The sequence below is a fragment of the Streptomyces sp. MZ04 genome (genome assembly GCF_004684775.1).
In the GTDB taxonomy this organism is placed as follows: Bacteria; Actinomycetota; Actinomycetes; order Streptomycetales; family Streptomycetaceae; genus Streptomyces.
Genome location: NZ_SRIC01000296.1, coordinates 1 through 9,843, shown reverse-complemented (window position 1 = coordinate 9,843; position 9,843 = coordinate 1). Strand labels below are relative to the sequence as shown.

Below are 9,843 nucleotides of genomic sequence, written 5' to 3'. Positions count from 1 at the left end.
GTGCCACCGGGGCGTGCTGCTCCGGGGCGGGTCGGCCGACCGGCGTCTCCTCCCGTATCCGGTGCCCCGTGGGCGTCAGGAAGAAGGCGTGGGGCGGCCGGGGGTGCCGGAAGGCGAGGCGGTGGCGCACGAGTGCGGTCAGCTGCGCCTCGCTCCCGGTCAGCCGTCCGGTCACGGGGTCCGCGGCCTCGATGATGCGGCGCTGAGCGGCCGTCGGCGGCTTCGCCATGAGTCCACCTCTTCCCAGGTTCTTCTGCTCCTGGTCCCGATGGTGCCTCGCGCCACTGACAACGGCGGCTTCAGCGAACGTCCCCCGTGGCGAGGTCGATGACCTTCTCGGCGACCAGTTCGAGTACGCGACGGTCGTCTTCGGCGGTGCCTCGCTCGCCCGGCGTACCCGGGTAGGTGTCGAGGAGGACGTCCGTGGCGCCCAGTTCGGCGAGGTGCTCGAGGTCGCCGCGGAGCTGGTCGGCGCTGCCGTGCCCGAGGGGGCGCTCGGCCGTGTCCGGCTGCGGGGCGAGCCGGAGCTGGAGGCGCGGCACCAGGGCGGGAGCCGGCCGCCCGGCGGCTTCGGCCTCCCGCGCGATCAGCGGCAGCGCGGCACGCAGACCTTCGAGCGTCGGCATGAACGGGTGCCAGCCCTCGCCGAGGCGGGCGGCGCGGCGCTGGGCGGCGGGGGAGTTGCCGCCGACCCAGACGGGGAGGTGCGCCGCGGGGGCAGGGGCGGTGTGGACGCCTTCGTAGGAGACGTACCGCCCCTGGAAGGACGTCGTCTCCTCGGTCCACGCGGCGCGGATCGCGGCGAGGTACTCGTCGGTGATGGCGCCGCGCTCGCGGAAGGGGATGCCGAGCGTCTCGTACTCGGCGGCGGACCAGCCGACACCGGCGCCGAGGATGAAGCCGGAGTCGCCGTTGAGCTGGTCGATGTTGGCGGCGAGACGGGCGGTCTGGAGCGGGTGCCGGTAGGGGATGACGGTGATGGTGGTGCCGAGGCGGAGACCGGGTACGCGGCCCGCGAGGTGAGCGGCGAGGAGGAACTGGTCGTAGAACGGGGCGGGGTAGACGCCGTGCACGTCCGGGGTGACGGCTATGTGATCGGAGATCATCGCGAACGTGTAGCCGAGGTCGCGGGCGTCGGTGGCTTGGCGGGTGAGGGTCTGCGGGGTGGTGCCGGACCCGAAGTTGAGGAGATTTACGCCGTATCGCATGGGGGCCAGTCTCGATGATCTTGAGGGCGCGTGTCGACCGAGACCGTTCAACCGAGCTCCTTCAAAAGAAGAGATCTACGGCCGCAGGTTCCAACTCGCCACCACCGGCCGACCGTGCTCCGTGCTCAGGCGGCTCACCGTCCCCGTCGCCAGTTGGAACAGCGCGCCGCCGGAGACAGGAAGCCCCAAGCGCCGAGCCGCAAGCACCCGCAGAAAATGCGAGTGCGCGAACAGCACCACGCTGCCCTCGTTCTCGGCCAGCGCCGCGTCCACCTTCGCCAGCATCCGGTCCGCCCGCTCCCCGACCCGCTCCGGGCTCTCCCCGGGATGCTCCGGCGGCCCGGCCGCCACCCCGTCCGTGAACAGGAACCAGTCGGGGCGCTCCCGGTGGATCTCCACCGTCGTCACGCCCTCGTACGCCCCGTAGTCCCACTCGCTCAGATCGGCGTCGACCCGCGCGTCCCCGAACCCCGCGAGCGCCGCCGTGTCGCGCGCCCGCTGCCGGGGGCTGGTGAACGCGGCCCCGATCCGGTACGTCCCGATCAGCGGCGCGAGCCCCCGCGCCTGCTCCCTGCCGTTCTCCGTGAGCGGGATGTCCGTCCAGCTGGTGTGCTGCCCGGTCAGGGCCCACTGGGTCTCGCCGTGCCGGACGAGGAGCAGGTCACCCATGGTGCGCCAAAGATTCACGAACCACAGTGACGGGAATGCGCGCTTCGATGATCATGGCTCCTGATCCTGCTCCGACCTCGCAACGCCGCATACGCTACGCGCTGCCCGAGGGTGACAGGGTGCGATCGCCGTCGTCTCCGGGCAGAGTTGGACGCGAGGCTATGCCAAGGGTGGAACCGGGGCGATCATCAATGTTCCGTACGCAGGCGGCCGACGACGGCGACGAGCTGCTTGCCAGGCTCGGGGCGTTGACTGCCCGGGCCCGGGAGCTCGCGCAGATGCAGCGCTCCCGGGTCGAACTGGCAGTGGCCCTGCAGCGCGGCATGCTGCCGCACGACCTTCCGCACCCTCCGGGCGTCCGGCTGGCCGTGGGCTACATGCCCGCCAATCACGGTCTCAACGTCGGGGGAGACTGGTATGACGCCTTCACCATGCCCGACGGCCGTATCGGCCTGTCCATCGGAGACGTGCAGGGGCACAACATCAAGGCCGCCGCGTTCATGGGGCAGGTCCGTGTGGGACTGCGTGCGCTGGCCTCGGTCACGGGCGACCCCGGGGAACTGCTCGCGCGTACCAACGATCTCCTGCTCTCCCTGGACACGGACCTCTTCGCCACGTGTACTTTCCTCCGGCTCGATCCGGCCACCGGCGTCCTGGAGTGCGCTCGGGCCGGCCACATTCCCCACATCTGGGCCACGGCCGACGGCCGATCCGGTGTCGGCGAAGGAGAATGCGGTCCCCCGCTCGGCGTACTCGAAGGCGCCGAGTACCCCGTGGTGTGCCACCGGCTCACCACCGGTGGCGTCGTCGTGCTGCTGACCGACGGAGTGGTGGAGGGGCCGTCACTGAGCCTCGACGAAGGCCTGCTCCGGGTGATGCGGCTCGCCGAGATCACTGCCTCTGCCGGACTGGGCATCAACACGCTCGCAGGCGGTGTGATGCGGCTGGCGGACACGGTGGGGCATGAGGACGATGCCGCCGTCCTCATCGTCGGCCACGACGGCGGTGCCCTGTAGACGTGCCCACCGCGCGGATGAGCGAGGACACGGACACGGGCGCTCGCATGGCCGAAATGGTCCGTGCGGTGTCTGATGGCTGCTGTGTTGGTGACCCGGCGGTTCCGGCTGTCCTTGGAGGTAGTCCTCAAGACACTGGCCGTTGCCGCCTGCTACTACGTGGGCGGGCGTCTGGGCCTGCTCAGTCGACTCACCGTCGAAGGAGTGGTCGTCACCCCCATTTGGCCGCCCACCGGCGTCGCCGTCGCCGCACTGCTTGTCTTCGGCATGTCGGTCTGGCCCGGGATCGCCGTCGGTTCCTTGCTCGTCATCGCGTCCCTCACCACCCCTCAGCTCACCACACTCGTCACCGTGGCGGGTAACACCATCGCCCCGCTCTGCGCCTATCTGATGCTGCGCGGGGTCGGTTTCCGGGTCGGAATCTCACGTGTGCGGGACGGTCTCGCCCTGGTCTTCCTCGGCGGGCTCGGCGCCATGCTGATCAGTGCCACGGTGGGGGTCGGGCTGCAGGTGGTGACCGGTGGACTGGGGACGGGGCAGTTCTGGTCCGTGTGGCTGGCGTGGTGGGTGGGCGATGCGATGGGCGTCCTGCTCGTCACTCCGATCCTGCTCGTGCTGGTGGGAGCCGCTGGACCACTGAATCTGACGCGCTGGAAGGAGATGCTGTGCCTCGGCCTCGCGGCCGTGATCGTCGTCCCCTGGGCCGTGCTCGGCGAATTGAGCCTGCTTTTCCTCATCTTTCCGCTGCTCATTTGGGCGGCGCTGAGCTTCCAGCTGGCCGGGAGCATGCTGTGCGCGCTGTTCGCGTCCATGCTCACCACCTTCGAGGCGAATACGCAGAAAGGCGCCTTCCTCCACCTGTCGGCCATCGAGGTCATGACCAAACTTCAGGCATTCAACGGTGCCGCCGCGCTGACGGCGCTCCTGCTGTCCGCCATGGTCGCCGAACAGCGCGCCACCCGACGATCGGTAGAGAGTGCCTGTAGGGAACTCGCTGAGGTACTGGAGCACCTCGCCGCGGGGGAATCCCCGCCTGAACCGTCCGACAGGCACACGGCCGGCCCCGTGGTGGCCGCCCCGGAGGACCCGGGCCGGCCACCACCGGGATCAGATCCCGGCGGGCACGCGTGACGGGCGGCCCGAGCCGCGTGTCAGGCAGTAGCCGCCGACACCGGCGAGCGCCGCGAGCACGCCGCCGCCCGCGGTCCACAGCCAGCGCGAGGACCACCATCCCGACGCCCAGCCGTCCTCCGGCTCACTGGACACCGCGGCGGTCCTGGTGCCGATCCCCGGCACCAGCGGCTTCGCCAGCGCGCCGTCCACCGCCTGCGCGCCGCCCGCGTCGTTCGACGTGACCTTCGTCGAGGCCTTCATCGGCAGCCCCAGGGCGTCCGCGTCGAGGCCGGTGACCGTCAGGCGTACGTAGTACGTGCCCTGCAGCGGGTCGTTGGCCCACGGTTCCGCCCAGCCCTTGACGGTGCGCAGGGTGCAGGACAGTTCGACCGTCCCTGCGCCCTGCGCCGCCGCCTTCGTCTGTGTGCCGTACCGGCACGCCTGGTGGCGCCGCAGCCCGTCGTACACGTCGACCTGCCAGGTGGACCCGGAGCGCCCCGACGCGGCCTCGGGCAGCTCCACCGTGGCGTGCACGGTGGGCCGTTGGCCGATGTCCGCGGGGAACGCCCAGTACAGGTAGTCGCCGGTGGACGCGTCCGCGGTGGCCTCCTGGTCCTGCTGGATCGCCGTCGCCGTACGGAAGGACGTACCGGCCTCCGTCGGCGCGGCGGGCTTCTCGTCGTCACCGGAGGCAGCCACCGAGGCCACCGCGACGCCCGCCGTCCCGGCCAGGGTCAGCAGCACGGTCGCGCCCAGTGCGGCCACCCGGCTCAACACACCTGTCGTACACATCAGTTGGTCCTCCAGACCGCGAAGCGCCAGCGCGAGACCCAGCCCCAGACCAGACCGGCGACGAAGCCGGTGAGGATCAGTGTGCCGAGCAGCCACCAGCCGTTGCCCAGGCCGAAGGACGCCACGTCCGACGCCTCGTCGGGCGCGTCCACCACGTCGATGTTCAGCTCGACCGGCAGCCCGGGCGCCGTCTTGACGGACGCGGGTGCCGAGAAGGAGTTGCTGACCCGCAGGCACACGGTCTCGGCGATGGGCTCACTGGCAGAGCCGTCGGAGTCGTCGGAGTCCTGCTCCGGCTTCGGGTAGCGCAGGCCCGTCGAGATCACGTCCGTGCGTCCGTCACCCGCCTCCGCGCCCCGTACGATCTCGCGTCCGCGCTCGGTGGAGGCCCGGAGCAGTACGCCGTAGTCCTGATGGACCGCCCGGTCCGCCGCGACGCTGACGGACGCGCGCAGTTCCTTGCCGGGCTCGACGTCCACGCGGTACCAGCGGTGCTCGCCGAACTTCTCGCGGTCGGTGTAGAGACCGGCCTTAAGCTGCGGGGCGTCGGAGCACTGCGCCGCGCCCTTCGCGGCGACCGGCGTGGCGACGGGGTCGGCCGCGCGGTCCACCAACTGCTTGACGCGGCCGGAGAGTTCATCGGTGTGGCGGACGGATGTGTACGTTCCGCCGGTGGCCTCGGCGATGCAGCTCAGCTGGTCGCGGGTCTTGGCGTCCGGCACCAGGCCGAGCGTGTCGACGGTGAGGTGGATGCCCTCGGCGGCGATCTTGCGGGCCACCTCGCAGGGGTCGAGCGGCTGGCAGGTGTCCTCGCCGTCGGAGATGAGGACGATGCGGCGGCTGCGCTCGGTGTTGTCGTCCTTGAGGTCGTCGGCGGCCTTCAGGAGGGTCGGGCCGATCGGCGTCCAGCCGGTGGGCGCGAGCGTCGCCACGGCGGTCTTGGCGTCGGTGCGGCCCGCGCGGTCGAGCTCGGCGACCGGGTAGAGCAGCTCGGTGTCCTTGCAGCCGGTCTTGCGGTTGTCGCCGCGGTAGTTGGCGCCGAGCGTGCGTATGCCGAGCTGGACTTCGTCCGGCGTGGCGTCGAGCACCTCGTTGAAGGCCTGCTTCGCCGCCGCCATCCGGGACTTGCCGTCGATGTCGCGGGCCCGCATCGAACCGCTGACGTCGAGGACCAGCTCGACCTTGGGAGAGGGCTGTGCCGGTTCGTCGGCGTCGGCGGCGGCGGGGCCCGCCGTGCCGAGTCCGGCGGTCAGGGCGGCGAGCAGGGCGAAGGCCCCGGCCGCCAGCCGTTGTCTTGTGATCATCGCCGGATCTTATTGATCTCGGCGTGCATACCCAAACCGGCGGCCGGGTATCAGCGGTCGGTTGGGGAATCAGCAGTCGGCGGCGGACCAGCTGTCACCGCTTCAGCTCGCGCCCCCCGAACGCCCCGCCTCCGTCCGCCTGCTTCCACCACGTCTCGAGCGCCGTCTGGTCCATGGACCGCCACGGCGGCGTCTCCTCCACGAGCGCCCGCCCGAGGCGGCGCCCCAGGTCGACCATCGAGGCACCGGCGACGGTGCGGTCGGTGTCGTACGTGTCCAGGGCGTCGGGCCAGGTCGTCGCCGTGGCGAAGGCGGACTCCAGGACCGTCGCGTCCTGCAGCGCCTTCACCGCGCCCGCCCCGGTGTGCGGCCGGGCGACCGTGGCCGCGTCGCCCATCAGGAGCACCCGGCCCGTGGTGTAGCGGGGCGCCGTGAAGTCGTACATGGGCTGGAGGAAGAGCTCGTCGGGAGTGGTGGTGCGGACGAGGCCGCCCCAGTAGGGCGGGAGTAACTCGTCGCACACGTACGTGAGATGAGAGGTGAGGGCCTGGGTGAGGCCGCCGGGCGGCAGGCTGGTCGGGGCGGTGAGCCGCAGATCGCGGCCGAGCCCGAGATCCAGGTCCGCGGGAGGCGCCGTGTAGAGCACCCAGTTGACGCGGTGGCCGCCCGCCCCGTCGGGGATGCGGTAGACGATGAGATGGCCGCCGGGGAAGACGGCGTACGCGCAGTCCTGCTCCGCCCACAGCTCCGGGTCGACGAGACGGTCGGCGGGGAAGGCGCCCCGCCAGGCGAGATATCCGGCGTACGCGGGACGCACGTCGGCGAACGCCGCCGTACGGACCACCGAGCGGTAGCCGTCCGCGCCGATCACGAGGTCGAAGCGCGCGGTCCCGTCGGCGGTGTCGACCTCGGCGCCCGCGCTGCCCGGCCGGACCTCTTGCACCGTGACCCCGGCCCTGAAGACGACGTGCTCGGGCACCCTGCGGCGCAACTCGTGCCACAGCGGCCCCCAGTTGTACGTACGGAACGGGAACGGCATCACCCCGATCTCGTGGCCAAGGGGCCCGGCCGCGGACCCGTCCCGCACATACCAGCGCCGCCGCACCAGCTGCACCCACGGCATGTCCGCGTCCAGATATCCGGCCGAATCCAGCTCCGCGTAACGGGAGTTGTGCACCGCGAGCCCGACCCCGCGGTCCGCCAGGTGCCCCGCGGCACGCTCGTACACCGTGATCTCATCGGCGCCACCGCGGTGCGCGGCGAGTGCGGCGGCGCATCCGGCGATGCTCCCACCCACGATGGCGACCTTGCCTCCACGCATCATCGCGCCATCCTGGCAGCAAGGGTGACCGTCTGTCAGTGAAGGGACACCCCGCGCCCGGCGAAGAATGGCTCGAACTCGGCCAGGGTCAGTTCCGCCGTCCGTGTCGCCGCGTCGATCCCCGAGGGGTTGTGCAGATGCAGGCCGCCGTCCGCGGAACGCCCCGTGACCAGCACCAAGTGCCCGCCGCGCCCGGGGGATTGCCGGTGCGGACGGCGGATCTCGTAGTGCACCGAGACCATGACCTGGCGTCCCTGGTCGAGGAGGCCGACGATCTCATCGACCGTGAGGTGCCGGTGGACCGTGGCGTTGACGCCGTGCGCCTCGCGCACGTACTCCGCGAACGGCGCGTAGATCAGACCGTGGATGGCGCCGTCGGCATCCTCTGTGTACGCGCCGTACTTCAGCGCGCCGTCCCGCAGCTCGAAGAGCGTCGGGGCGGACGGGCCGAGCGCCATCCGCAGGCAGGTCAGGCCGCACAGATGGCCGCACCAGCGCGCGTAGTCGTCGAGCGTGGCTGCGCCCGACTCCGGCCAGGCGGGGTCGGCCGCGCGGTCGAACCCGTCGTACACGATGCGCTCGACGAGATCGGGCGACGCGAACTGGGTGTGCGAGGGGACCTGGCAGGTGGGGCAGAGGGGCACGTCGCTCCCGGTTCGTCGGCGCTACTGGCGGTATCCGCTGAGGAAGCGGCCGATGCGGCTGATCGCCGCGTCGAGATCGTCAGCGTAAGGGAGCGTGAGGATGCGGAAGTGGTCGGGGCGCGGCCAGTTGAAGCCGGTGCCCTGGACGACCTGGATCTTCTCCTGGAGGAGCAGATCGAGGACGAACTTCTCGTCGTCGTGAATGGCGTGCACCTTGGGGTCCAGGCGCGCGAAGGCGTACAGCGCGCCCTTGGGCTTCACGCACGAGACGCCGGGGATCTCGTTCAGCTTCTGCCACGCCATGTCGCGCTGCTCGTGCAGCCTGCCGCCCGGCGCGGTCAGCTCGCGGATGGACTGGCGGCCGCCGAGCGCGGCCTGGATGGCGTACTGGGCGGGGGCGTTGGGGCACAGGCGCATGGAGGCGAGCATGGTCAGCCCCTCCAGGTAGTTCTTCGCGTGCTGCTGCGGCCCGGTGACGACCAGCCAGCCGGAGCGGAAGCCCGCCACCCGGTAGGTCTTCGACAGGCCGCAGAAGGTCAGGACGACGAGATCCGGGGCGAGGGCGGCGACGCTGTGGTGCACGGCGTCGTCGTACAGGATCTGGTCGTAGATCTCGTCGGCGAAGACCATCAGGCCGTGCCGCCGCGCGAGGTCGAGGATGCCTTCCAGGACCTCCTTGGGATACACGGCGCCCGTGGGGTTGTTCGGGTTGATGATCACGACGGCCTTCGTCCGGTCGGTGATCTTCGACGCCATGTCGTCCAGGTCCGGGTACCAGTCCGCGGACTCGTCGCACACGTAGTGGACGGCCTTGCCTCCGGAGAGGGTCGTCACGGCGGTCCACAGGGGGAAGTCCGGTGCGGGGATGAGGACTTCGTCCCCATCCTCCAACAGGGCCTGGACGGCCATGGTGACCAGCTCGGAGACGCCGTTGCCGAGAAAGACGTCGTCTACGGAGACCTCGTCCAGGCCAAGGGCCTGGTAGCGCTGGGCGACGGCTCGCCGGGCCGAGAGGATGCCGCGCGAGTCCGTGTAGCCGTGCGCCTGGGGGAGCATCCGGATCATGTCCTGGACGATCTCCTCGGGCGCCTCGAAGCCGAAGAGCGCCGGGTTGCCGGTGTTCAGGCGCAGGACGCTGTGGCCCGCCTCCTCCAGGGCGTTGGCGTGCTCGATGACCGGGCCCCGGATCTCGTAACAGACCTCGCTGAGCTTGCTGGACTGCCGGAACTCCATGCGCTGTGCCTCCCGTGACGTGAGTTACTTGGTTTTACCAAGCTGGAGCTTGGAAAGTCCAACAACTTGCATAGACTGCGTCGCATGCCACCTGCACCCAGGTCCCGCCGAAGCTATGACCAGTACTGCGCAGCCGCCCGTGCCCTCGACGTCGTGGGTGACCGCTGGACGCTGCTGATCGTCCGTGAACTCCTGGTCGGCCCGCGCCGCTACACCGATCTGCACGCCGATCTGCCGGGCGTCAGCACGGACGTCCTCGCCTCCCGGCTCAAGGACATGGAGCGCGAGGGCCTGACGACCCGCCGCCGCCTTCCCCCGCCGGCTGCGGCGTACGTCTATGAACTGACCGAGCGGGGCCGTGAGTTGCTGCCGGTCCTGCAGACGCTCGGCACCTGGGGCGCGCCCGCCCTCCAGGAGCGCAGGCCGACGGACGCGGTCCGCGCGCACTGGTTCGCGCTGCCGCTGCTGCGGGTCCTGGCGGGGCTCGGGGCGGAAGGGGTGGTCCAGGTCCGCCTGGACGAGGGCGAGTTCCATGTGCGTGTC

Annotated in this window: 10 protein-coding genes and 1 pseudogene; 3 read left to right on the top strand and 8 right to left on the bottom strand. The window is 70.9% G+C overall.

Annotated elements, in window-relative coordinates:
* From E2651_RS36460 to E2651_RS36450, 3 genes and pseudogenes are all read right to left on the bottom strand, one after another.
* A pseudogene (locus E2651_RS36460) lies at window positions 1-229 on the bottom strand (hypothetical protein); the annotation flags it as partial.
* Window positions 230-299: 70 nt separating this feature from the next.
* Entirely contained in the window at window positions 300-1,208 is a 909-nt protein-coding gene (locus E2651_RS36455; protein ID WP_135335548.1) for a TIGR03619 family F420-dependent LLM class oxidoreductase, read from the bottom strand.
* 75 nt (window positions 1,209-1,283) lie between these two features.
* Window positions 1,284-1,877: a histidine phosphatase family protein gene (locus tag E2651_RS36450; protein WP_135335550.1), complete on the bottom strand. Its 594-nt coding sequence runs from the start codon at window positions 1,875-1,877 to the stop codon at window positions 1,284-1,286.
* Window positions 1,878-2,068: 191 nt separating this feature from the next.
* Here E2651_RS36450 and E2651_RS36445 point away from each other — a divergent pair, with 191 nt between their 5' ends.
* Together E2651_RS36445 and E2651_RS36440 are read left to right on the top strand one after the other, a co-directional pair.
* A complete protein-coding gene (locus tag E2651_RS36445; protein WP_135335547.1) occupies window positions 2,069-2,893 on the top strand; it encodes a PP2C family protein-serine/threonine phosphatase in 825 nt (274 codons plus the stop codon).
* Between the two features lie 75 nt (window positions 2,894-2,968).
* A complete protein-coding gene (locus tag E2651_RS36440; RefSeq protein ID WP_135335546.1) occupies window positions 2,969-4,024 on the top strand; it encodes an MASE1 domain-containing protein in 1,056 nt (351 codons plus the stop codon).
* Here the strand turns inward: E2651_RS36440 and E2651_RS36435 are convergent.
* From E2651_RS36435 to E2651_RS36415, 5 genes are all read right to left on the bottom strand, one after another.
* Window positions 4,001-4,798 carry a hypothetical protein gene (locus tag E2651_RS36435; RefSeq protein WP_135335545.1) on the bottom strand — a complete coding sequence of 266 codons (798 nt, stop codon included), beginning with the start codon at window positions 4,796-4,798 and terminating at the stop codon, window positions 4,001-4,003. The two genes, E2651_RS36440 and E2651_RS36435, sit on opposite strands and share 24 nt — an antisense overlap.
* Window positions 4,798-6,102, bottom strand: a complete 1,305-nt coding sequence (locus E2651_RS36430; RefSeq protein ID WP_135335544.1) for a VWA domain-containing protein — start codon at window positions 6,100-6,102, stop codon at window positions 4,798-4,800. Before E2651_RS36430 ends, E2651_RS36435 begins: the two co-directional genes overlap by 1 nt.
* A gap of 94 nt (window positions 6,103-6,196) precedes the next feature.
* Entirely contained in the window at window positions 6,197-7,426 is a 1,230-nt protein-coding gene (locus tag E2651_RS36425) for an FAD-dependent monooxygenase (RefSeq protein ID WP_348541690.1), read from the bottom strand.
* Between the two features lie 32 nt (window positions 7,427-7,458).
* Window positions 7,459-8,067: a C39 family peptidase gene (locus E2651_RS36420; protein ID WP_135335543.1), complete on the bottom strand. Its 609-nt coding sequence runs from the start codon at window positions 8,065-8,067 to the stop codon at window positions 7,459-7,461.
* A 21-nt stretch (window positions 8,068-8,088) separates the two neighbouring features.
* Window positions 8,089-9,300 carry a pyridoxal phosphate-dependent aminotransferase gene (locus E2651_RS36415; protein ID WP_135335542.1) on the bottom strand — a complete coding sequence of 404 codons (1,212 nt, stop codon included), beginning with the start codon at window positions 9,298-9,300 and terminating at the stop codon, window positions 8,089-8,091.
* A gap of 84 nt (window positions 9,301-9,384) precedes the next feature.
* On the opposite strand from E2651_RS36415, the gene E2651_RS36410 reads away from it, so the two are divergent.
* On the top strand, window positions 9,385-9,843 hold a 459-nt coding region (locus E2651_RS36410), incomplete at its 3' end, for a helix-turn-helix domain-containing protein (RefSeq protein WP_135335541.1).

Excerpts from the sequence above, each read along its gene's own strand:
- E2651_RS36455 (WP_135335548.1), bottom strand. The coding sequence starts at position 1,208 with ATGCGATACGGCGTAAATCTCCTCAACTTCGGGTCCGGCACCACCCCG.
- E2651_RS36450 (WP_135335550.1), bottom strand. The coding sequence starts at position 1,877 with ATGGGTGACCTGCTCCTCGTCCGGCACGGCGAGACCCAGTGGGCCCTG.
- E2651_RS36435 (WP_135335545.1), bottom strand. The coding sequence starts at position 4,798 with ATGTGTACGACAGGTGTGTTGAGCCGGGTGGCCGCACTGGGCGCGACC.
- E2651_RS36430 (WP_135335544.1), bottom strand. The coding sequence starts at position 6,102 with ATGATCACAAGACAACGGCTGGCGGCCGGGGCCTTCGCCCTGCTCGCC.
- E2651_RS36425 (WP_348541690.1), bottom strand. The coding sequence starts at position 7,426 with ATGATGCGTGGAGGCAAGGTCGCCATCGTGGGTGGGAGCATCGCCGGA.
- E2651_RS36445 (WP_135335547.1), top strand. The coding sequence starts at position 2,069 with ATGTTCCGTACGCAGGCGGCCGACGACGGCGACGAGCTGCTTGCCAGG.
- E2651_RS36440 (WP_135335546.1), top strand. The coding sequence starts at position 2,969 with ATGGCTGCTGTGTTGGTGACCCGGCGGTTCCGGCTGTCCTTGGAGGTA.
- E2651_RS36415 (WP_135335542.1), bottom strand. The coding sequence starts at position 9,300 with ATGGAGTTCCGGCAGTCCAGCAAGCTCAGCGAGGTCTGTTACGAGATC.